Below are 22454 nucleotides of genomic sequence, written 5' to 3' on the forward strand. Positions count from 1 at the left end.
GCTACCTCCACCTTGGCAAGGTGGCGCTCTACCAGATGAGCTAAATCCGCATTATATATAGAACGCGGAAGCGTTCTATATGGTGCTTCCGGTCGGAATCGAACCAACGACACGGGGATTTTCAGTCCCCTGCTCTACCGACTGAGCTACAGAAGCGCATGGCGACCCCGAACAGATTCGAACTGTCGACCTCCTGCGTGACAGGCAGGCGTTCTAACCAACTGAACTACGAGGCCATTTGGTGGGGACTACAGGGCTCGAACCTGTGACCCTCTGCTTGTAAGGCAGATGCTCTCCCAGCTGAGCTAAACCCCCACTTCGCAGACGCCGTATCCTCGGCGACGAAAATAATTATATCACAGTATCTCAGGTTTGTCAAGCATTTTTTGAAAATTTTTTTGAGATTTTTTTGACAACTCTCGAAAACCGCTGAAAACAGCCGATAACAGGAAGAAAAAGTGAGCAGACCCGCTGCTCACTTTTTATATCTTTTATTTACCCCGTTTATATTATTTCCTTTGTCCCCTGTCAGGCTTTTGCCGTTTTTTTATTCTTTTTGCAGAGAAGCACCATGCATACAGCTCCGCATACTATTATCATTGGGAATACCGATATTATCAGCGTCCAGAACTCGTTGGTCCTGTACGTGAACTTCTCCCCGTCCGCGTTGTAAGCAAAGGGCAGCAATACACTTGTCGACACCGTATCTATGAGCATATGGCACAGCGCCGCAGGATATACCGAGCCCGTCCGCTTTGTCATCCATGTCAGCACAGCCGACCAGAATATGCACATGACTATCATTGCTATGAAGCCGCCGTAAGGGAAAAAGTCATAGTCCCTGCCGAAGTCGTAGCCGTATGCAAGGAGAGGTCCGTGCCACAGTGCCCATACGATACCCGTTACGACTATCGCCGCAGGAGTTGGCATGAGCTGCTCCAGCTTAGGCGTGAGATAGCCTCTCCAGCCGAGCTCCTCACCGAGTCCGTGAAAGGCAGTTGCGATGCCCGATATCACCGCTATCAGCAAAGTAGCCGCACCCATTACGATATCGCTTCCGAAGGCGCTCTCGGAGATGCTTCCGTTCTCCACTATAAAAAGATGAAGTATCAGAGCGCTCACAAAGGGCAGCAATACAGGATATATGACTGCTGCCGCGTAGTATTTTCCGCTGCCTCTTTTTCCGAAGCCCAGCATTGCGTCACGGAAGCCCTCTTTTGTGACAAGTCTCGTGATAATCGAAGCTATGGCAGGATAGAGCATGAGGGTAGCTCCCCAGAAAGCATTGGTCACGCTGCCCTGCTTGTCCGAGAATATCAGCTCTATCGCAAAAGCAGGAGCGAAAGCCAGTACAAGGTATATGAATATACGAAGGAGAGTTTTTTTCTTACTTGGCATAATTCTCAGCTCCTTTCAGGTACAGCTTCACGGATATCCTGTAGGAAATATAGTACAGCGGCAGTACAGCAAGTGTGCATATGCCTGTCCACAGCAGCAGCTTTTTCAGCTTGTCAGGATCTCCCACGAAGGCAAACATTCTTTCCCAGAAGGTATCCATGCTTGCAAAGGCGGAGGTATCGCCGAAAAGTATATACACTATAAAGCCGAGAATGGCAACGCATACCGCCGTTATCTTTACCATGCTTCCCATTTTCACCCCGAAGCGCACTATCAGCGGATACTCCACGGCTCTCATAAACAGCTGCACATAGAACATCGCCGCAATAAGCACGGAAAGTCCGCTCGTCTGTCCAGTGATCTCCTCAGCAAGTGACAATTTCAGCGTTTCGAGGGTCACGACAAACATGGCAAACAGCATTGTGAACAGGTACTTTGCGCCTATCTGTCCCTTTATCCCCGATGGGGTCGAGGTAACGAAGTAAGCCCACTTCTTTCTGTCGTCGCCGTTGAAAACTCCGCTCTGTATGCAGCCTGCCGTAATAAACACGAAAACGCAGAACACTCCCAGTATCATCGTCACCGCTTTGTCGGTAGTATCCTCATCTCTAGATATTACTACCGCAAAGATCGGGCATGCAGAAAAGAACAGATATGTCAGAAGAAAAAGAAGTACAAGGCGGATATTGAGTTTGAATTCCTTATAAAGATATCCCGTCATCAGTAACGCCTCCTTCTGTACTCCTTAAGCGCCCACACATAGAACAGCGCCACTACGCCGACAACAAAGAACGGTGCGGCGATAAAGCCTATATTTCGTGCTTTTTCAAAATAAGGCTCAAACACCTTCGCCATAGTCACGTCTGTCGCCTCTCCGTAAAGCCTTGTTGCTTCAGCCATACAGAACTTCGTGAATTTCCACGCGAAATATACGAAAGCCGCCAGAATCGGCGCACACGCGAGCAGCGTGATAATCGCTGCCTTGTTCTGATTTTTAAAGCGGAGCATAAGAGGTATCTCCGAAAAGCCCACAGTCATCAAAGCTCCGATGATAAGGATATTCTTGATATGATCCGTACTTACGGGCATTTTCGCCGCAGCAGCTATTATCACCTCTGCCAAAATTGCAAGCACAAGACCTGCAAGCAGCAATATACCGCGCACTATGAACTTTGACGCAATTATCTTCTTATCGCTTACGGGAAGAGTATAGGAAAAGAGCTGCCAGCGTGACTGATAGTCCTTCTGAATGATGTCGTTATGTCCGTAGCCCATACCGACAAGGGCGATACACGCCGCATAGAAGTATGCCTGCGGATAGAATATCTCTATCACGCCCTCTTCGCCTTTGAGATTGCCTGCATAAGTGCTTATGCATACCAAAGACATCATGGCGACAAATACGAAATAGACAAGAAGCGTGGTAACGGTCGTCTTGCGGATAAGGTATAACTCACGATAGATAAGACCTTTCATTCATCTCCACTCCTTTTTCTCCCGATTTACATAATATATCATTATATCCTCAAGAGTTGCGGGATCAATGACAGCTCCCGAGTATTTACGGCTGCATGAAGCCTTGTCGGACACCATTATCTCCGCGCCGAAATCGTTCAGCCTTGCGCTTACTATGTCCTCGGCGTCAATGTCCTTGTAGTCGTCCTTTGTGCATTTGAGTATACCGTGACTGTCAAGGATATCGTCCTTGTAGCCGCTTATGAGCACCTTTCCCTTGTCGATAAAGGTAACGCAGTCCGCTATCTTATCAAGGTCGGATGTGATATGTGAGGACATGAGTATGGAATGTTCCTCGTTTTGCAGATATTCAAGGAATATATCCAGTATCTCGTTCCTTACAACAGGATCAAGTCCCGTCGTAGCCTCGTCCATAATGAGAAGCCTGGCATTATGCGAAAGAGCTGCCGCAATTTGCAGCTTCATTTTCATACCCTTTGAGAACTTGCCGAACTTCTTCTTTCTCGGCAGCGCAAAGCGGTCAAGATAGCCAAAAAAGGTATCCGTGTTCCACTCCTCGTATATCTCCCGGAGTATCTTGTCGATAGCTATGGCATTGAGCCTGTCGTCAAAGGGCAGCTCGTCAAACACCGCGGCTATCTGCTTTTTTGCCTCGTATTGGTCCTTTTCATGGTCAAGTCCGAGGAGACGTATCTCGCCCTCGTCCTTTCGGACGATATTCAGCAGAGCATTGATAGTAGTGGTCTTGCCTGCGCCGTTCTGACCGATAAAGCCCATGATAGAGCCCTTCGGCACGCTGAAGCTCACCTTGTCGAGAGTAAAGCCGTCGTACCTTTTTGTCAGTTCCTTAATTTCAATAGCATTTTCATAGTCATTCATTTTCTTCCCCTCCATAAATCAGCTCGAGCATTTCCCTGAGCTCGTCAAGGCTGAGCTCGCACTGTCTCGCCTTATCGCATACCTGAGCGAGCAGAGCCTCGGTCTGGCGCAGATACTCCTCCCTGAGAAGCTCGGTGTTCTGACCTTTGACAAAGCTGCCCTTGCCCGTATAGGATTCGATAAAGCCGTCCCTTTCGAGGTCCTCATAAGCGCGTTTCGTAGTGATAACGCTTATGCGGAGCTGCTGTGCAAGTGTACGCATGGAAGGCAGAGCGTCCCCTGCTTTCAGCGTACCGTTGAGGATAAGCCCCTTTATCTGAGAAGATATCTGCTGATAGATAGGCTCACCCGATGAGTTGCTGATAATAATATCCATAGTCCACCTCATATTGTATATATACGTTATACACATTATAACATTTATATACACACTTGTCAATACCCCTGCCAAAATTTTTTTCACAAATTTTTTCAGGTATCAGTGCATAGTAGGGGCGGATATTATCTGCCCGCAGGTTTCTACGAAATTAAGATAGGCTGTAGGGGACGGCGTCCTCGCCCCCGTGCCTTTTCGTTAAAATTGTCGGGCTGATGCAGGCATCAGCCCCTGCACATTGCCATTTGATGTTTTACGGGCGCACAATGTGCGTCCCTACATGGGTTCATGTTAATTGTATTGTTAAGCGCGGGCGGCAGAACGCCGCCCCTACTCTCTATTCACTAATAACTTAAATGTGTATATGATAGACAATTAAAAACAGTCTTTTTTAGTAAAAATCGCCTATTTTTAAGAAATAATATAGACAAGCAACGAAAAATAATATATAATATAGTGTATATAATTCGGTATCCGTATACCGTAAATGCGGAAACCGCAGTCATTTCTGCGGCTTCGGAGCACTAAAACATGAGAGTTATCACAGGCATTGCAAGAGGCCGCAGGCTTGTCGCGCCCGAGGGTCTTGATGTAAGGCCTACAGCAGATAAAGTCAAGGAAGGCATCTTTTCAGCCGTTCAGTTCGAGCTTGAGGGAGCTAAAGTTCTCGACCTCTTCGCAGGAAGCGGTCAGATGGGTATAGAAGCCCTCAGCAGAGGCGCAGGACACGCCGTTTTTATAGACAATTCGCTGCGCTCCATAAGATGCGTGAACGAAAACCTGAGAAATACAGGCTTTGAACGTCAGTCAGAGGTCGTAAACCGTGACAGCTACGATTATATCAAGCTCACCGCCCAGACCTTCGACATCATTATCCTCGACCCGCCTTACCGCTATAACCATATCGCAAATATACTCCCCTTTGCAGCAAAAAAGCTCAACGACGGCGGATCTATAATATGCGAGTACGAAAGCGATGCGGAAGAGCCCGCAGCTCCCGAGGGAATGACGCTGAGAAAGACCTACCACTACGGAAAGATCAATGTAACCATATTCTGCAAACCGTCCGAGGAGGTGGCTGAGGAATGAGAAGGATCGCCGTCTGCCCGGGAAGCTTTGACCCCGTAACGCTCGGACATCTTGACATAATCACAAGAGCCTCAAAGCTCTTTGATAAGGTCATAGTCCTTATTTCCAGAAATGCGGGAAAGGCACAGCCAAGCTTCACGGCTACGGAGCGTATGCTTATGATAGAACAGGTCACACGCGACCTTGACAATGTTGTTATAGACATTCTCGACGGTCTCCTTGCGGATTACGTGAGAGACGTAGGCGCTGTCGCCATAGTAAAGGGCCTGAGAGCCGTCAGTGACTTTGAGTATGAATTCCAGATGGCTCTTGCCAATAAAAAACTGTATGCGGGAGCAGAAACAGTATTCCTTACTACAGCTACCGAGAATATGTATCTCAGCTCAAGTCTTGTAAAGCAGATAGCATACTTCGGCGGCGATATAAGTCATTTCGTTCCCAACGAGATACTCGATGATATAAAACAAAGACTAATTAAGGAGAGGTAATTACTATGAGCATTGATGAGATTTTAGAAGAAATGGATGAACTCCTCGATAAGGCAGGTTCAGTTCCGTTTGTAGCACATAAGAAGGTAATAGACGGAGAGCGCATGAGAGAGCTCATCAACGACGTCCGTCTGAATATGCCTCACGAGCTCAAAGAGGCTAAGAAGATCGAATTCGACTGCCAGCGTATCCTCAATGAAGCAAAGCTCAACGCAGAGTCTATAATAAGAAAGGCTGAGGAGCGTGCAGCTCAGATAGTATCAAGAGAGGCTATCGTTACAGAAGCAAAGAAGAAGGCGCTGGATATGCTCAACAAGGCTCAGACAGCCTCAAAGAACCTTCAGCAGAACGCAGCAGCATCAGTTGCAAAGATGCTCAACGATACAGAGAGCTACTACTCAAGAAATCTCCAGAGCATCAAGGTCGTAAAGAGCAAGCTGGGAAGCACTGTGTCATCAGGTCTCGGCATGGACGACAAGAAGAACGGAATTCAGTAAAAGAAGCGGCACTTGCAGTGTCCGCTGCCGATATAAAAGTTCAGCCCCGCGGCTTAGCCGCGGGGCTTGTTCGTTTTCTGATAAAGTAGGGGCGGATATTATCCACCCGGGATATAACGATAAAACCAAAGGGGCGATGCAGCATCGCCCCCTAATTTTATTCTATTGAAATAATGTAGTAGTAAACAGGCTGACCGCCGTTTACGAGCATTACCTCTATCTTGTCGCCCAGCTTGGACTGTATGAACTTCTGGAGCTCCTCGGCGTTTTCCTCAGATACGTCTGCGCCGTGGATAAGGGTTACATAGTTCACATCGCCCTTTGCGAGCTTCTTCACGAGCTTGTATGTAGCCTTGTTTATATCACGCTCGGTGAATGAGAGCTTGCCGTTATCGAGAGCAAGTATCTCGCCCTCTTTTATCTGATGGCCCTCAAATTCCGAATTCCTTGCGGCAAAGGTGATAAGTCCCGTCGAGACCTTCTCAAATGCCTTTGTCATATCCTTGCGGTTATCGTTAAGGCTGCGGCTGTCGTCAAATGCCAGCATTGCTGCTATACCCTGAGGTATAGTCCTTGTCTGGAGCACACAGACCTTTCTGTCCGTGAGCTTTACAGCCTGTTCTGCTGCCATGATTATGTTCTTGTTGTTCGGGAGCACGAATACCGTATTCGCGGGAGTTTTCAGTATAGCGCGGAGTATATCGTCTGTAGAGGGGTTCATGGTCTGACCGCCCTTGACTACAACATCTGCGCCGAGGTCCGTGAACATGGCTTCAAGACCGTGACCTGCCGCAACTGCAACAAAGCCGAATTCCTTCTCGGGCTCTGCGGGAGTAAGTCCCTCCTCGGCAGCTCTTGCGTCCTTGACCTTGTTTTCGTGCTGTATACGCATATTCTCTATCTTCGGGCGCGGATCGTTGGTGAAGTGGCCGAACTCAAGCCCCTTCTGTATAGCCTTGCCCGGATTGTCCGTATGTACGTGGACCTTGATTATCTTTTCATCGTCAACTACCACTACGCAGTCGCCGATAGTCTCAAGGTAAGCCCTGAGAATTGACGCATCGGGGCAGCCGCTCTCCTTTTCGAGCATGAATTCCGTACAGTATGTAAATGTGATATCGTCGTCGTACTCGCTTACGGCTGTTCTGAAGGAATCGGACGAGGTCTCCTGAGCAGCGGGAGCCTCCTCGGGCTCGGCTATCTTTCCGCCTGCGAATACATCGCACATAGCTCTGAATATTATGCACAGACCCTTTCCGCCTGCGTCAACGACTCCTGCCTTTTTGAGCTGCGGGAGCATATCCGTGGTCTTTGCAAGCGTAGCCTCAGCTTCATCGCAGACCTCTTCCCAGAATGCGACTTCATCATTGGTCTCGGCGCATATCTCGTTTGCCTTTGCTGCGGCAGCCTTGACTACCGTGAGGATAGTACCCTCAACAGGCTTCATCACAGCCTTGTATGCAGCCTCCACGCCGAATTGCAGAGCGTCGCTGAAGTTCTCGCTTTTGGCTTCCTTACAGTCTGCAAGTCCCTTTGAAAATCCTCTGAATATAAGTGAAAGTATAACGCCCGAGTTTCCTCTTGCGCCTCTCAGAAATGCCGAAGCTGCTGTGGAAGCTACCTCGGATACGGGAGCCTTTGAGTCAAGGCGCTTAAGCTCTGCTATAGAGTTGCCTATGGTCATTGACATATTAGTTCCTGTATCGCCGTCGGGAACGGGGTATACATTCAGCTCATCGACCTCGCGCTTTCTGTTTGCAATGGTAACAGCTGCGGAGATTATCGCATCTCTGAGTAAAGAACCGTTTATCACAGTTAAATCCTCCAATTCTGTAAACAGGTAAGACCTTTACGTATCAAGCGTTAAGATCGTCAACGTATACGTTGACCTTGTGGACATTTATTCCTGCCGCTTCCTCCAATGTGAAGCTGACCTTATGAGTAATGCTGTTTACGGCTGCAGTGATATTAGTACCATATGTCACTTTGATATGCAGGTCTACGATAAGACCTCCGTCCTTATCGGTGCGTATCAGTACTCCCTTGTTCTTTCTGAAAGCCTTTCCTGCTGTAAGAGCGGAAACGGCAGAACGGAAGGTGCTGACATTGCTCACGTCCGCAACGCCGAAGCAGTCGCTGACAGCGTGCTTTACCAGTTCTTTGAGATAATTCTCCGAAATAGTTATCTTTCCGATATGATTTTCAAAGTCTACCATGTGGTCATCACTCCTTTGGTAAAAATTCTGCGGCGCCAAAAAAGACCGCTATCTAAATAATTATATCACAAACTTATTTGATTTACAAGTCCCGAACGGAAGAATATTTTGAAAAAACTGCCGCAGCGCAGAAAATGCGTCACGGCAGGCGGTGATAGGCGGCATATCACAGCTCCGAAAGTGCTGAGCTGACTATCTCATCGGGGAAACCGATAACGCTCAGAAGCTTTATTGCGTTGCTTGAGCGGCATATGCCCTTGTGTATCCTGTAATCGAAAATTATGTCGTCTTCGTCCAGCTTTTCGCAGAAATAGCAGTTGTCATATATTCCCTCGAAGGCTTCCGCAAGCTCGATATCGTGGGTCGCTGCCATGAGTATGCAGTTCTCACTGTTGAAATAGCGGAGCACAGCCTTTGAAGCGGCTATCCTCTCCTTTGTGTTGGTGCCCTTGAGTATCTCGTCTATGGCAAGGAAAAGGAGCTTTCCCTGCTTTACGCACTCTGTCATACGTTTGAGGTACTTTATCTCGCGGATATAGTAGCTCTCCCCCGAGGCGAGGTCGTCACGCACAGCCATTGACGTTATGACGCCGTAGCGGGGCACACAGGCGGACTCCGCCGTGCAGGTGCATATGGTCTGTGCAAGTATAAGATTTATGGCAACCGACTTGATGAATGTGGATTTTCCCGAGGCATTCGAGCCCGTAAGTATCATATTCCTCTCCTGAGTGATGTCGTTTGCCACGGGATCGGAGAGCATCGGGTGGAAAACTCCCCTGAATTCAAGCTTCTTTCCTTCAACGATCTCGGGGACGCAGTATGCGTCAAGGCTCTTCCTGAACGAAGCTATTGCTATTGAGCAGTCGATATCCCCCACAAATCGGTGTACCTTAAGATAGTCCTCTTTTTTGTCCGAGATCTCGTCCAGACCTTTACTATATAGTATCATATCCAGCATAAGAGGTCCTGTGGCATAGGAAATGATCGTGGACAGCAGATCGTCTGAGCTCATCATGCTCTTTTGCATATTCAGCATATTCATGATGGCAGCAGCTTTTTTCAGCTTCTTAAGGCTGCCACTGACCTCTCCCGAGAGCTCGGGGACTATACTGCTTATGGAAAAGCCTGCGTTTATGGCAAGCCCCATTGAGAAAAGGGACTCCAGCCTTGTTTCAAAGCTTTGCCTGAGGAAAATATGTATCACAAGGTTAAGAAGATAGTTCCCGAGGCAGAGCATGAGCAGGAACGGACTTCTCAGGATCAGTCCGAGAACTCCGAGTGTGACAAGAGAAATGAGCAGAATGGGATACACCTGTCTGTACGGGAGCTGTCCCGTTCCCGCATCATCTGCTATATTTACGGAATAATAGCCGTTTATGGGCTTGCCGACGTTGTGGAGGAGCTTCCTCACACTTTGGCGCTTTTCCTCATTCTTGTCGAAAAACTCGGCGGTATCTCCGTAACTGACTGCATTTGGAGCGTTGTCGCTAAGTATATGCATGGACGAATAGAGGCACTGCTCCCCCGCAAAGCTGTCGGTATGGTCGGCGCGGACAAAGACCGACTTCATATCGAGGTCGTCCCATGTGACCCCGTCCACAAGCTCCGAGGAGCTGTAATTTTTCTTTTCGATTTCGTAAAGCAGTGCTATGGCTTCCATTCTGTCAAGAACGTCGTCCTTTACGCGCTTTCTGTCACCGTAGGAATGACGAAGATAGTATTCCACGGCTTTTTTGTTCCTGATGCTGATAATTGCCGTAATGAGTATGACTGCTGCAATTACGGCAGGTATCAAGATGATCTTCATATTTTACCACTCCCGATATATCATTTTATTTATTATATCATCTGTAGAAAATAATTTCAAGTTTTCGTCAATTTTGACTATTTGTTGCACAAATAAACAAAAAAATTCAAAAATTTTATACGTCATTACACAAAAAAATCTATCTTCCGTATTGATTATTATAAAAAATTATGGTATCATAGTAACTAAGCAATCAAAAATAACGATATACGGTTCAAATGTCGGACCAATACACTTACTCACGGAGGTCACAATGAAGCTTCTCGCAATAGACGGCAACAGCATTCTCAACAGAGCTTTCTACGGAATAAAGCTGCTCACAAACAAGAAAGGGCAATTTACCAACGCAATTTTCGGTTTCATGAACATCTATCTGCGTAACACAGAGGATGTGAAGCCTGACGCGGTGGCGGTCGCATTTGACCTGCGGACGCCTACCTTCCGCCATAAGGCTGTCTCCTACTACAAGGCGAACCGAAAGGGTATGCCCCCCGAACTTGCAGAGCAGCTCCCGAAAGTCAAAGAGCTGCTGACGCTAATGGGCGTAAAGGTCGTGGAATGTGAGGGCTACGAGGCGGACGACGTTCTCGGCACTCTCTCAAAGCTGTGCTCCGACAGCGGCAACGAGTGCTACGTGCTCACGGGCGACCGTGACAGCTTGCAGCTTATCGACGACAAGGTCACTGTCATACTTGCAACGAACAAGGAGAATATCTGCTATACTCCCGAAAGATTTAAGGAGGACTACGGCTTTGAGCCCATAAAGCTCATCGACCTTAAGGCTCTCATGGGAGACAGCTCGGATAATATCCCCGGTGTTGCAGGTATCGGCGAAAAGACCGCTTCGGCGCTCATAAAGGAGTACGGCTGCATTGAGGCCCTCTATGAGAAGTATGAGGAGTCCTCCCTCACAAAGGGCGTAAAAGCCAAGCTTGCGGCAGGAGCTGAGTCCGCAAAGGAGAGCAAATGGCTGGCGACTATAGTCCGTGATGCTCCCATCGACAAGGAGCTCGGAGATTACAGGCTCGGTGAACCCGATAAGGCTGCCATAGGACGTATGCTCACAGAGCTGGAAATGTTCAAGCTCCTTGATAAGCTGGGCATAAACGCCGCCGAGAGCACCAATTCCGCTCCCGAGGCAAGGGCTGAGGAAGCAGAGGCGATAAACGCAGAGGTAAGCGCTCTCACAGAGGATATCATAAAAGGACTCGACCAATGCGAGTACCTTTTCCGCGAAGGGAAGCTGTCTGTCCGCAGCGGCAGCAGCGTTTATGAGACAGAGGACGAAAAGCTCATACTGGCATTTTTTTCATCGGACTGCGGCAAATCCACAGATGACGCAAAGGCACATTACCGCTGGGCTATGTCTCGTGGGGGCGAGCTGAAAAACCTGCGTAATGACGCTTCCATATGCGGCTATCTGCTGAACACTTCAGCCTCGGATTACGCCGTGGATAAGCTCTGCGCCGAGTACGGAACGCACTACTACAGCGAAAACGGCGAGCTTGCGGAGCTGCTGTCACTGCACGGACTTATCGGTAAACTGAGAGCCGAGATAGAGTCCGAGGGCATGACAGAGCTTCTCGAAAAGGTGGAGCTCCCGCTGACAGAGGTGCTCGCTTCCATGGAGGACAGCGGCATACTCATCGACAGGAAAGGCGTTGAGGACTTCGGAGTATATCTTTCGGAGATGATCGAGGAAACTCAGCAGATGATATACGACGAGGCAGGACACGAGTTCAATATTTCTTCTCCAAAGCAGCTGGGAACAGTGCTTTTTGAGGAAATGGGACTGCCTGCAAAGAAAAAGACCAAAAGCGGCTATTCCACAAATGCGGAGGTGCTTGAGGAGCTGAGAAATTACGCTCCCATTGTCGACAACGTGCTCAAGTACAGACAGTACACAAAGCTGAATTCCACATATGTTGCGGGACTTCTCGACAAAACAGCACCTGACGGACGCATACACACATGGTTCAGACAGACCGAAACAAGGACGGGACGAATCAGCTCCACAGAGCCGAATATGCAGAATATCCCCGTCCGCACAGAGCTGGGAGCGCAGATGAGAAAGTTCTTCACTGCCGATGAAGGGAAGGTACTTATCGACGCCGATTACAGTCAGATCGAGCTGCGCGTCATGGCTCACCTATGCGGTGACGAGAATATGGCGGAAGCCTTCAATTCGGGTGAGGATATACACGCCTCAACTGCGGCACAGGTATTCGATATGCCGCTGTTCATGGTGACTCCCGAGATGCGAAGCGCCGCAAAAGCCGTAAACTTCGGTATCATCTACGGTATCGGAGCATTCTCCCTTGCAAAGGATATCGGTACCTCTGTACAGAAGGCAAAGAAATATATCGCCGATTACCTTGCAAAATACCCTAAAGTAAACAGCTTCATGGAAACCACAGTGGACAATGCATTCAGGGACGGCTATGTTACTACTATGTTCGGCAGAAAACGCCGTATCCCCGAGCTTTCATCGTCCAACAAAATGTTACAGGCGGCAGGCAAGCGTATCGCAATGAATACGCCCGTTCAGGGTACAGCCGCAGATCTCATAAAAATAGCAATGATAAACGTATATAACCGCCTCAAAGCCGAAAAACTCAACGCTAAGCTCATACTGCAGGTACACGACGAGCTTATCATCGAGTCAGACATCGCCTGCGCCGACAGGTGTGCGGAGCTTCTCAGGGAGGAAATGCAGGGCGTTTACGATATGAGAGTTCCCCTCGCAGTCGATGTTCATCAGGGCAAGAGCTGGTACGACGCAAAGGGCTGATAATTATGTTTAAATTTAATCTTAAGAGGATCACAGAAGACTTTCCGTTATGTATATTTGAAGAGCTCTCCGAGCTCGATCACGAGTGCTTTGACTCGGAAAACTGGTCGGCACAGGATTTTATCTCGGAGGCCGCTATGCCTACCGGCATAGTTATCGCAGTATACTGTATGTCAGAGCCCGCAGGTGTACTTGCAGGCTTCAATTCGTCCGATACGGGCGAGATACTGACACTTGCGATCGCCAAGAAGTTTCGCAGAAAGGGCATCGCAACAATGCTCCTCAACGACTTTTTCTCAGGTCTCCCGAAAGAGGTTGAGACAATAGCTCTTGAGGTAAGACATTCAAATGAAGCCGCTATATCCCTTTATGAGGGCTTCGGCTTTAAAAAGGCGGGGATCCGCAAGAGATTTTACAGCGATCCCGTCGAGGATGCGGATGTAATGGTCCGCAAACTTGCTTAAAACACTAAAAGAAGGAATTATTTTATGCTTATACTCGGAATAGAAAGCTCCTGCGACGAGACCGCCGCAAGCGTGGTAAAGGACTGCCGTGAGATACTCTCGTCGGTCATATCCACTCAGATAGAGGAGCACAGGAAATACGGCGGAGTTGTGCCCGAGATCGCTTCACGGCGGCACTGCGAGAATATACTCGGAGTGGTAAGGCAGGCTCTTGATGAGGCGCAGGTGACCCTTGCGGACCTTGACGGTATCGCCGTTACCTATGCACCCGGTCTTATCGGAGCTCTTCTGGTCGGAGTCAGCTTTGCAAAGGCACTCGCCATGTCCTCGGGAAAACCGCTCATACCCGTACACCATATCGCAGGTCACATAGCCACAAACTATCTGACCTTCCCCGAGCTTGAACCGCCGTACCTCTGCCTTGTGGCAAGCGGCGGCCACAGCCATATAATCGAGGTGCTGAGCTATACCAAATTCCGCGTTGCGGGAAGAACTCACGACGACGCGGCAGGAGAGTGCTTTGACAAGTGCGCCCGTGCAATGGGATTTCCATATCCCGGCGGTGTGCATATCGACAATGCCGCGCAGTCGGGCGACAGGAACGCTTTTAAACTCCCACACCCTGCTGTGGCGGGAAGCGAGTTCGATTTCAGCTTTTCGGGTCTGAAAACGAACGTGATAAATCTGCTCCACAATGCAGAGCAGAAAGGCATTGACATAAACAGGAACGACCTTGCCGCAAGCCTGCAGGCGACTATCGCGGATATCCTCACGGACAAGACCATCCGTGCCGCCGAAGCTCTCGGCTATAAAAAGGTCGCTCTCGCAGGAGGCGTTTCAGCCAATACGGGAGTACGCGCTGCTCTTGCGGAAGCCTGCAATGAGCACTGCTTTGAGTTCTATATGCCCGAAAAGAAGCTCTGCGGCGACAACGGCGCCATGATAGCCTGTCAGGGAAGCTATAACCTGCTTGCGGGCATCACCGCCGACGAGAGCCTCAACGCAGTGGCTACACTTTCTATGGAAGATATATGATGATAAAGGAGAAGCTGTCATGGGATTTCATTTCAAAAAAAGCTTTAAAATAGGCAAGCTGTTCAAATTCAACAAGAATAAGAAGGGCGGCAGCATCACTGTTGACGGCCCTACTATAGCGGGCAAAAAGGTTAAGTTCACCGTCAACGACAAGAAAAAAGCCACTGTCAGCCTTCAGGGTACAGGTATCTCATACGATACCAACTTGGGCGGAAAAAAGAAAAAGTGACGGAATAATATGAAAAATCTGCTATTTATCGGTGATGTCGTGGGAAAGGCAGGCTGCGAGTTCCTCACGGAGAAGCTCGGCGCTCTGAAAAAGGCTCACGATATCGACATTACTATCGTTAACGGTGAAAATTCAGCACAGGGAAACGGAATCAACCGTGCCTCTGCGGATATGCTCGTAAGTGCGGGAGCTGACGTCATAACCACGGGAAATCACTCCTTCCGCCACAAGGACGCTATGGAGATATTTGAGTATGACTATATCGTGCGCCCCGCAAACTATCCCGAGGGCGGCTGCGTCGGCAGCGGCATCCGCATCATGGACATGGGGGCTTACTCCGTTGCAGTCGTCAACCTCATGGGAACTGTATATATGGACCCCCTTGACAATCCCTTCAGCACTATGGACAGGCTTCTTGAGGAGATAGATACACCAAATATCTTTGTGGACTTCCACGCGGAGGCTACCTCCGAGAAAAAGGCTATGGGACATTACCTTACGGGAAAGGTCAGCGGAGTTTTCGGAACTCATACCCATGTACAGACAGCGGATGAATGTATACTCGGCAGCCATACTGCATATATTACCGATGTGGGAATGGTCGGTCCCGAGCTGTCCTGTCTCGGTGTGGACATCAACTCTGCGGTGGACAGGCTGAGGTTCAGGATGCCCGTGAAATTCCAGGTGGCAGAGGGAGACTGCTTCCTTTGTGGAACTATAGTTAATTTTGATGAAAAATGTGGCAAATCGCACAAAATAGAAAGAATAATTATAAGATAGTCTACAAAGTTTGCTAAAAACTATTGCATTTTTCTTTATAATAAGTTATAATACAATTGTACAATAGCCTAAAGGCATTTGACAATAAACGTACAAATATTTATATCAGGAGGGTTATTTGTAATGGAAATTCTGAAAGTATCATCACACTCATCACCGAATTCTGTAGCTGGTGCTATTGCCGGCGTTATAAGAGAACAGAAGGCTGTTGAGGTTCAGGCAGTCGGTGCTGGTGCAGCAAATCAGGCAGTAAAAGCCATAGCTATAGCAAGAGGTTATCTTGCTCCTATCGGCATTGACCTTATCTGCATTCCTGCTTTTGCCAATATCCAGATCGACGGTGAAGAGAGAACCGCTATCAAGCTTATCTGCGAGCAGAGATAATCGGTAAAACACACTGGGCGGACAAAATGTCCGCCCTTTTTAATGTCTTAGAATAAGAGAACCAAGGAGTATTTATGGCGACTACACTTTTCAGCGAGATAGAATACCTTAAGGGCGTGGGAAAGGCTCGTGGCGAGAAATACCGCAGGCTCGGCGTGAACACCCCCTATGAGCTGATATATCATATCCCCCGCGATTATCTCGACTTCCGCACCCATGTGCCTGTCAGACAGGCTGTGCCCGGCGAGTACAGCGTGCTGAAGCTGACTGTATTCAAAAAAATGCCTCCCCAGCGCATCAAGGGAGGTCTTGTCATATGCAAGGCAGCCGCTACGGACGGCATGGACGATATCCTTATAGTTGTGTACAACAATGTGTACTATTTTCAGACGCTGAAAGAGGGCGCGGAGTACTATATGTACGGCAAGGTCACAGGTACTTTGCTGCGTAAGGAGATAAGCTCCCCTGTGTATATAAGTGCGGAGGAAAAAGTGCTCATACAGCCGAAATACCACCTTACACAGGGGCTTTCCGTGAATATGATACGCACAAATATGCGTCAGGCTCTTGAAATAATGCGTAACGAGCCCTTTGAGACGCTTTCGGACGATATCATGCGGAGATACGACCTCTGTCCCCTCATGTGGGCTCTGGAGAATATACACTTCCCCGAAAGTGAGCTTGCCGCCGAGACCGCAAGGCGCAGACTCGCCTTTGACGAGCTCCTTAAATTGCAGATAGGTATGTCCGTTATGAAGTCCCGAAGCCGCCGCAGCACTGCTTTTAAAATGAGCTGCCCCGAACAGGCGGAGGAGTTTATGAAAGGGCTTCCCTTCGAGCTCACGGACGACCAGAAAAAGGCTGTCTCGGAGATAACCGCCGACCTGTGCAGAAGCGTTCCCATGAACAGGCTCTTGCAGGGCGACGTTGGAAGCGGAAAGACCGCCGTTGCAGCCGCAGCCTGCTGGTTTGCCGCAAAAAACGGCGTACAGTCGGCACTTATGGCTCCTACGGAGATACTTGCTTCACAGCATTTCCGCACACTCAGCGACTTTCTTGAGCCCTTCGGCGTGAACGTATGTCTGCTCACAGGCTCGACCACCGCAAAGAAAAAGGCTCAGATACGCGAAAAAATAGCTGCGGGAGAGATAGACGTCATTGTAGGTACTCACGCTATCATACAAAAGGACGTAGAGTACAGCTCCCTCGGCCTTGTTATAACAGACGAGCAGCACCGCTTCGGCGTTGCCCAGCGTGCTGCTCTTGCAGAAAAAGGCGATTCTCCGCACAAGCTCGTAATGTCCGCGACCCCAATACCGAGGACACTGGCACTCATAATCTACGGAGATCTTGATATATCGGCAATAACTCAGCTCCCAAAGGGCAGGAAGCCCGTAAAGACCTATGCGGTCACGGGAAAGCTGCGAAGCCGTGCGTTCGGCTTCGTCAGGGAACGCCTTGACGAGGGCAGACAGGCTTATGTGGTCTGCCCAATGATAGAGGAAAGCGAGAGCGAGCTCTTCGCTGTAAAGACCTATGCGGAAAACGCTGTCCAAGGCGATCTTAAGGGCTATACCACTGCTCTTCTCCACGGAAAGATGAGAGCTGCCGAAAAGGATAAGGTAATGCAGAAGTTCCGTGACGGCGAGATACAGGTGCTTATATGCACTACAGTTGTGGAAGTGGGAGTTGACGTCCCGAACGCAGCTGTTATGGTAATCGAAAACGCCGAGCGCTTCGGACTTTCCCAGCTGCATCAGCTCCGCGGCCGTGTGGGCAGAGGAAGCTTCGAGAGCACCTGCATACTCATTACGGACAATACCTCCGACGAATGTGTAAAGAGAATGAAGATAATGTCGTCGACCTCGGACGGCTTCAAAATATCGGAAGAGGACCTTAAAATGCGCGGCCCGGGAGACTTCTTCGGCAATGCACAGCACGGTCTGCCGCCGCTTAAAATAGCGGATATCGCCTGCAATATGGAGCTCATGAACCGCGCTCAGAACTGTGCGAAGGAGCTCCTTGCGGAGGATCCGATGCTGGAAAAGCCGCAGAACCGTGCACTGAAAATGGATGTAATGCGGCTTTTCAGCAGAGATATAATAGGTTAGCCGTTTTCGCCGTCGTCGATGAATTCCAGTATATCTCCCGGCTGGCAGCCGAGAGCCTTGCATATGGCATTCAGCGTTGAAAAGCGTATGGCACTCACCTTGCCTGTTTTGAGCTTTGAAAGATTAACATTGCTTACCCCAACACGTTCGCTAAGCTCGTTCAGGCTCATTTTTCTGTCCGCCATAACGCGGTCAAGTCTTAAAATTATTGACATACTCACCTCATAACGTCTCGTCGGATTCTGTCTGGAGAAGCCTGCCGTAGCGCAGTATCTCAGCGATCACCAGAAACAGAACAGCAAAAAAGATAGAATCTCCTCCTGCTATGACTGCCTTGAATATGCCAAGATCTTTTCCTTCAAGCACTGCCTGTATCAGACATTTAACTATAAAAAATCCTGCAATGCCTCTTACCGCCCAGATATTTCCGCGGGTAAAAGGTCTGCCGCTTCGGAATATCCTGAAAAAGATCAGCGCTGCAACAGCCAGAGCTGCGGCATTGATAAAATAGCCTATTCCAACTGCGGAAATATAATTCCGCAGCAGTGTGGCAGACATTCTTTCCACACTGATACCCGCTACAACATACATAGCCGCACCCAGAAGCGATAATATGGCGATCACAAGGCTGCTCCTTTTGATGATTGAGATGTTTTTATTCATTTTAAACTCTCCCTTGTTCTTTCTTTTTATTTATAATGTTTCGTCGGACTGCTTCTGCAAGCGTTTTCCGTGGCGGAATACCAGCGAAAATGCGTAGAGTACAAGTCCCGCGAACCAAAACAGCTCTATCCTTATCTCTCTGCTGACTATAAAAACGAACACTGCCGATGCTATCTCGTCAATAATGAAGTATACACCGAGATTACGCAGTAAATTACATATCCTCAGGGTAAAGGGAGTGCGCTTTTTACTAAGGTCGTTCAGCAGCATGAAAGCTGATACAAATTCTGCTACTGCACAGAAAACTACAGCTGCCATTGAAATACCGCCGATAATGTTCTCGGGGAGCGAGTGTTCGCTGAAATTCAGCTCATATGAGCGCTTTGCGGGGAAAAATCCGAAAGTATCCAACACAACATATACCACCATAGCGATCAGGCTTATATGACTTATACACTTTATTTTTCGTGAAAGCTGTTTTTTATCCATACACTTGCCGCCTTTCTGCTCACAGTGTCTCGTCGGATTCTTTCTGCAATGCGGTGCCGTAGCGGAACACCAGTGAAAATGCATACAGCACCATTCCTGCCAGCCAGAGCATTCCAAGCTCGATGCGTTCTTCCGAAATGTACAGGAATGCCGCTCTTGTAAGCTCAAAAACTATAAGACCTACGCCCATATTCTTTATCGCGCGGCTTGACTTTTCGGTAAAGGGCGAAGCTCCGCGGCTCATGCCAAAGAGAAGCTGCAAGCCGGCAACTATTGTAATAACAAGAGCCGTTATCATTGCTGCGGAGCAGATGAATCCAAGCAATGCAGCCCAAACCTCCACCTCAGCTTCGTCGTCAACAGAGTTCCAGCCGTCTATGAAACCGGACTTTGCGTCAGGGAAAGAGCTGTATACCGCAATCGCAAGATATGCTATTACTCCTGCTACCGATATTCTGCTGATCGTTTTGATCTTTGATGTTAATTTTGTGTTGTCCATGATCCTTCTCCTATTCATTTATTTTTACTTCGGAGCTGTTCTCCGTCTGTGAGTATATGATACCACGGCAATTAATGTTTGTCAATAGCTTTTTATCGTTTATCATTAAATATTGTATGTTTAAACATAAAACGGATACTATGCTTGGTACTCGGCTGTGCAAATTTCACGATAAAAATTTATCGTTTATCGTTAAACGTCAAGCGGAAGATTTTGGGTTTCGGTCATTTTTCACAGTTTTATTATGGACAAAGACAATGAAATGTGATATAATATAAGTAAGATAAAACTTAATTTTGCGGAGCAAAATTATGTTTTATAATGCGTGATTCGTAATTATTGGTGTCCGCCATTTAGCAGAGAGGATTGAAATTATTTTAAATCCGTCGGCGTAAGCCGACACAATTAATTACGCATTATGAATTATGATTAAAGGGAGGTTTTTCAATGAAAATGACTTTTATCGGCGCTACCCATGAGGTCACGGGAAGCTGCACCTTTATAGAAGCCTGCGGAAAGAAATTCCTTGTGGATTTCGGTATGCAGCAGGGCGAGGATATTTTTGAAAATGTTCAGATACCTGTCTCTCCTTCAAATATAGATTTCGTTCTTCTTACTCACGCACATATAGACCACTCGGGACTTCTCCCGCTGCTGTATTCGGGAGGCTTTCAGGGTGAGATACACGCTACGGAGGCAACCTCTAACCTCTGCTCCGTAATGCTCCGTGACAGCGCTCACATACAGGAATTTGAAGCCGAATGGCGCAGCCGTAAGGCTGCCCGCCGCGGCGAGCCCGACTATGAGCCCCTTTACACTATGGACGACGCTATCGGCGCTATCGAGCTCTTTGTGCCTCACCGCTATGAGAAGGAATTCGAGGTCTGCGAGGGTATAAAGGTGCTCTTCCGCGACGCAGGTCATCTTCTCGGCTCGTCGAGCATACTCCTCACCCTCACTGAGGACGGAGTTACCAAAACTATTGCCTTTTCGGGCGATATCGGCAATACCCAGCAGCCTCTCATACGAAATCCGCAGTATATAGCTTCTGCCGATTACGTTGTTATGGAGTCCACCTACGGAAACCGCGTTCACGACCGCCCCACGGACTATACAGCTTCTCTTGCTAAAGTATTGCAGGAGACCTTTGACCGCGGCGGAAGCGTTATCATACCGTCCTTTGCAGTGGGCAGAACGCAGGAAATGCTGTACTTCATACGCCATATCAAGTCCGAGGGACTTGTAAACAAGCATGACGGCTTCCCCGTTTATGTGGACAGCCCCCTTGCAAATGAAGCTACGGATATATTCATAAGCAACCGCGAAAGCTGTTATGACGAGGAAGCTCTTGAGTTCGTCCGCAAGGGCATCAACCCCATAAGCTTCGACGACCTTATAAGAACGGTCAGCAGCGACGACTCCCGAACCATTAACGACGACCCCCGCCCGAAGGTCATCATCTCCGCCAGCGGTATGTGCGAGGCAGGACGTATCAAGCACCACCTCAAGCATAACCTGTGGAAAAAGGAGAATACCATACTCTTTGTCGGCTATCAGGCAAGCAATACCCTCGGCAGAGCCCTCGTTGACGGCGCAAAGCGCGTAAAGCTCTTCGGCGAGACAGTAAAGGTCGCCGCACGTATAACACAGCTCCCCGGTATAAGCGGTCACGCCGATATGAACGGGCTCCTTGACTGGGCTAAGTCCGTATCGGGAGTTCAGAGATTCTTTATCAACCACGGCGAGGCAAACTCCTCGGAAAGCTTTGCACAGCGTCTGCGGGACGAGCTGGGCGCTGAGGTATACGCTCCTTTCAGCGGTGCGGAATTCGACATAGCCGAAAATATCATAACTGTTGATGCTGAGCCTATACCGATACCCAAGCGCAAAAACAGCGCGAACTTCAACATTGCCTACAGCGATCTTGTGGCAGCTTCCGACCGACTTGCAGCTCTTATCAGAGACTCCGACGGCAGGACAAATGCAGATATGAGGCAGCTCACAGAAGCAATACACAAGCTCTGTGATGACTGGAAGCTGTAATGCGCGCCTGCCCGAAATGCGGAAGCAGAATAGACGATAATGCAGAAAAATGTCCTTTTTGTGAGGAGATGAGCGAGTCTGACCGCCGCTCCTACAAACATTCAAGCAAATCCCTATATTACGTATTACTTGTATTGACTTTCATTTACGCAGTTATCTGTGCAGTAAACGGCATAAAAAACATTCTGGATATAAGATCAAATATCCGATCATTTGACGACAGTTATTTCGGCATGGTGGAGAACAGCCACACCTCCACCGTGATATATACTGTTTCAGCAGGTCTGCTGCCGCTTATATTCATACTATTCATTGCCATACTTATGGTCAGTGAAAGATCACCTCTGCTGATGATCTTCCCCGCTGCGGGGATATTGGTGGAGCTTGCCCAGATAGTTAAGGAGTATAAAAACTATTCGTATATAATCAGGAGCTATATGTCCTATCTCTACGGTATCATCGCAATGGATATCTTCTCGGCGCTGCTCGTTACAGTATTCTTTGCGGTCATGATACGCATGATACTGAAGGACTTCACTATCTCCCAGAGCCGTATGCTCGTAGTTTTCGGATTTATACTCGTGGCGTCCCGTGTTCTCCTGAAGATAAATATGTCGGAAGACCCCGAGATACTCCGATTCGTATCCAATACCAAGTCATACATCTTTCTTTCGGCACTTCTGATGAATGTCAGACGAAGATATTCCAACAGCAAAAAAATGTAAAGCCATGGAGCAGCT

24 protein-coding genes and 3 tRNA genes are annotated in these 22454 nt (G+C 48.5%); 12 read left to right on the forward strand and 15 right to left on the reverse strand.

The window, feature by feature from the left end; translation table 11 throughout:
- Positions 1-80 precede the first annotated feature (80 nt).
- The 8 genes from Q0R37_RS05440 to Q0R37_RS05475 all read right to left on the reverse strand — a co-directional run bounded on the left by Q0R37_RS05440 (position 81) and on the right by Q0R37_RS05475 (position 4129).
- Positions 81-156, reverse strand: a tRNA-Phe gene (locus Q0R37_RS05440).
- Positions 157-159: 3 nt separating this feature from the next.
- A tRNA-Asp gene (locus tag Q0R37_RS05445) sits at positions 160-236 on the reverse strand.
- Between the two features lie 3 nt (positions 237-239).
- Positions 240-315, reverse strand: a tRNA-Val gene (locus tag Q0R37_RS05450).
- A 213-nt stretch (positions 316-528) separates the two neighbouring features.
- Positions 529-1398, reverse strand: a complete 870-nt coding sequence (locus Q0R37_RS05455) for a type II CAAX endopeptidase family protein (RefSeq protein ID WP_294752263.1) — start codon at positions 1396-1398, stop codon at positions 529-531.
- Entirely contained in the window at positions 1388-2119 is a 732-nt protein-coding gene (locus tag Q0R37_RS05460; protein WP_294752265.1) for an ABC-2 transporter permease, read from the reverse strand. Before Q0R37_RS05460 ends, Q0R37_RS05455 begins: the two co-directional genes overlap by 11 nt.
- Complete coding sequence (locus Q0R37_RS05465) at positions 2119-2874, reverse strand: ABC-2 transporter permease (protein ID WP_294752267.1); 756 nt, start codon at positions 2872-2874, stop codon at positions 2119-2121. Before Q0R37_RS05465 ends, Q0R37_RS05460 begins: the two co-directional genes overlap by 1 nt.
- On the reverse strand, positions 2875-3753 hold the full coding sequence (locus Q0R37_RS05470; protein WP_294752269.1) for an ABC transporter ATP-binding protein: 879 nt from the start codon (positions 3751-3753) through the stop codon (positions 2875-2877).
- Positions 3746-4129 (reverse strand): GntR family transcriptional regulator, encoded by a 384-nt coding sequence (locus Q0R37_RS05475; protein ID WP_294752270.1) that lies wholly within the window; start codon positions 4127-4129, stop codon positions 3746-3748. The genes Q0R37_RS05470 and Q0R37_RS05475 overlap by 8 nt, the downstream gene beginning before the upstream one ends.
- A 531-nt stretch (positions 4130-4660) precedes the next feature.
- Here Q0R37_RS05475 and rsmD point away from each other — a divergent pair.
- The 3 genes from rsmD to Q0R37_RS05490 are packed head-to-tail and all read left to right on the forward strand — an operon-like array spanning position 4661 to position 6203.
- The gene (rsmD, locus tag Q0R37_RS05480) at positions 4661-5218 is read left to right on the forward strand and encodes a 16S rRNA (guanine(966)-N(2))-methyltransferase RsmD (protein WP_294752271.1); all 558 of its coding nucleotides are present in this window, start codon (positions 4661-4663) and stop codon (positions 5216-5218) included.
- Positions 5215-5706 (forward strand): pantetheine-phosphate adenylyltransferase, encoded by a 492-nt coding sequence (gene coaD / locus Q0R37_RS05485; RefSeq protein WP_294752273.1) that lies wholly within the window; start codon positions 5215-5217, stop codon positions 5704-5706. Before rsmD ends, coaD begins: the two co-directional genes overlap by 4 nt.
- A gap of 5 nt (positions 5707-5711) precedes the next feature.
- A complete protein-coding gene (locus Q0R37_RS05490) occupies positions 5712-6203 on the forward strand; it encodes a vacuolar-type H+-ATPase subunit H (protein ID WP_294752274.1) in 492 nt (163 codons plus the stop codon).
- Between the two features lie 157 nt (positions 6204-6360).
- Here the strand turns inward: Q0R37_RS05490 and Q0R37_RS05495 are convergent, their stop codons facing one another.
- The 3 genes from Q0R37_RS05495 to Q0R37_RS05505 all read right to left on the reverse strand — a co-directional run bounded on the left by Q0R37_RS05495 (position 6361) and on the right by Q0R37_RS05505 (position 10226).
- Positions 6361-8016: a DAK2 domain-containing protein gene (locus Q0R37_RS05495; RefSeq protein WP_294752275.1), complete on the reverse strand. Its 1656-nt coding sequence runs from the start codon at positions 8014-8016 to the stop codon at positions 6361-6363.
- Positions 8017-8059: 43 nt separating this feature from the next.
- Positions 8060-8419, reverse strand: coding sequence for an Asp23/Gls24 family envelope stress response protein (locus tag Q0R37_RS05500; RefSeq protein WP_294752276.1), 360 nt, complete (start codon positions 8417-8419; stop codon positions 8060-8062).
- Between the two features lie 166 nt (positions 8420-8585).
- Complete coding sequence (locus Q0R37_RS05505; protein ID WP_294752277.1) at positions 8586-10226, reverse strand: DNA mismatch repair protein MutS; 1641 nt, start codon at positions 10224-10226, stop codon at positions 8586-8588.
- A 253-nt stretch (positions 10227-10479) separates the two neighbouring features.
- Here Q0R37_RS05505 and polA point away from each other — a divergent pair, with 253 nt between their 5' ends.
- The 7 genes from polA to recG all read left to right on the forward strand — a co-directional run bounded on the left by polA (position 10480) and on the right by recG (position 18020).
- Positions 10480-13017, forward strand: coding sequence for a DNA polymerase I (gene polA / locus Q0R37_RS05510; RefSeq protein ID WP_294752278.1), 2538 nt, complete (start codon positions 10480-10482; stop codon positions 13015-13017).
- Positions 13018-13022: 5 nt separating this feature from the next.
- Positions 13023-13481 carry a GNAT family N-acetyltransferase gene (locus Q0R37_RS05515; protein ID WP_294752279.1) on the forward strand — a complete coding sequence of 153 codons (459 nt, stop codon included), beginning with the start codon at positions 13023-13025 and terminating at the stop codon, positions 13479-13481.
- A 24-nt stretch (positions 13482-13505) separates the two neighbouring features.
- The gene (gene tsaD / locus Q0R37_RS05520; protein WP_294752281.1) at positions 13506-14516 is read left to right on the forward strand and encodes a tRNA (adenosine(37)-N6)-threonylcarbamoyltransferase complex transferase subunit TsaD; all 1011 of its coding nucleotides are present in this window, start codon (positions 13506-13508) and stop codon (positions 14514-14516) included.
- Positions 14517-14535: 19 nt separating this feature from the next.
- On the forward strand, positions 14536-14745 hold the full coding sequence (locus Q0R37_RS05525) for a DUF4236 domain-containing protein (protein WP_294752282.1): 210 nt from the start codon (positions 14536-14538) through the stop codon (positions 14743-14745).
- A gap of 9 nt (positions 14746-14754) precedes the next feature.
- Positions 14755-15525, forward strand: a complete 771-nt coding sequence (locus Q0R37_RS05530; RefSeq protein WP_294752283.1) for a TIGR00282 family metallophosphoesterase — start codon at positions 14755-14757, stop codon at positions 15523-15525.
- A 123-nt stretch (positions 15526-15648) separates the two neighbouring features.
- On the forward strand, positions 15649-15909 hold the full coding sequence (locus Q0R37_RS05535; RefSeq protein WP_024861514.1) for a stage V sporulation protein S: 261 nt from the start codon (positions 15649-15651) through the stop codon (positions 15907-15909).
- 74 nt (positions 15910-15983) lie between these two features.
- A complete protein-coding gene (recG, locus tag Q0R37_RS05540; protein ID WP_294752284.1) occupies positions 15984-18020 on the forward strand; it encodes an ATP-dependent DNA helicase RecG in 2037 nt (678 codons plus the stop codon).
- On the opposite strand, the gene Q0R37_RS05545 is transcribed toward recG, so the two are convergent.
- Genes Q0R37_RS05545 through Q0R37_RS05560 form a run of 4 tightly spaced genes read right to left on the reverse strand, consistent with a single transcriptional unit; the run spans position 18017 to position 19671 of the window.
- On the reverse strand, positions 18017-18235 hold the full coding sequence (locus tag Q0R37_RS05545) for a helix-turn-helix transcriptional regulator (protein WP_294752285.1): 219 nt from the start codon (positions 18233-18235) through the stop codon (positions 18017-18019). The genes recG and Q0R37_RS05545 overlap by 4 nt on opposite strands.
- 7 nt (positions 18236-18242) lie before the next feature.
- Positions 18243-18683, reverse strand: coding sequence for a DUF2975 domain-containing protein (locus Q0R37_RS05550; RefSeq protein ID WP_294752287.1), 441 nt, complete (start codon positions 18681-18683; stop codon positions 18243-18245).
- Between the two features lie 30 nt (positions 18684-18713).
- A complete protein-coding gene (locus Q0R37_RS05555; RefSeq protein ID WP_294752288.1) occupies positions 18714-19172 on the reverse strand; it encodes a hypothetical protein in 459 nt (152 codons plus the stop codon).
- A gap of 19 nt (positions 19173-19191) precedes the next feature.
- Positions 19192-19671: a DUF2975 domain-containing protein gene (locus Q0R37_RS05560; protein WP_294752290.1), complete on the reverse strand. Its 480-nt coding sequence runs from the start codon at positions 19669-19671 to the stop codon at positions 19192-19194.
- A 447-nt stretch (positions 19672-20118) separates the two neighbouring features.
- On the opposite strand from Q0R37_RS05560, the gene Q0R37_RS05565 reads away from it, so the two are divergent.
- A complete protein-coding gene (locus tag Q0R37_RS05565) occupies positions 20119-21714 on the forward strand; it encodes an MBL fold metallo-hydrolase (RefSeq protein WP_294752292.1) in 1596 nt (531 codons plus the stop codon).
- Entirely contained in the window at positions 21714-22439 is a 726-nt protein-coding gene (locus Q0R37_RS05570) for a zinc ribbon domain-containing protein (protein WP_294752293.1), read from the forward strand. The genes Q0R37_RS05565 and Q0R37_RS05570 overlap by 1 nt, the downstream gene beginning before the upstream one ends.
- Positions 22440-22454 lie beyond the last annotated feature (15 nt).

Source organism: uncultured Ruminococcus sp. (assembly GCF_946415235.1).
GTDB lineage: Bacteria > Bacillota > Clostridia > Oscillospirales > Ruminococcaceae > Ruminococcus.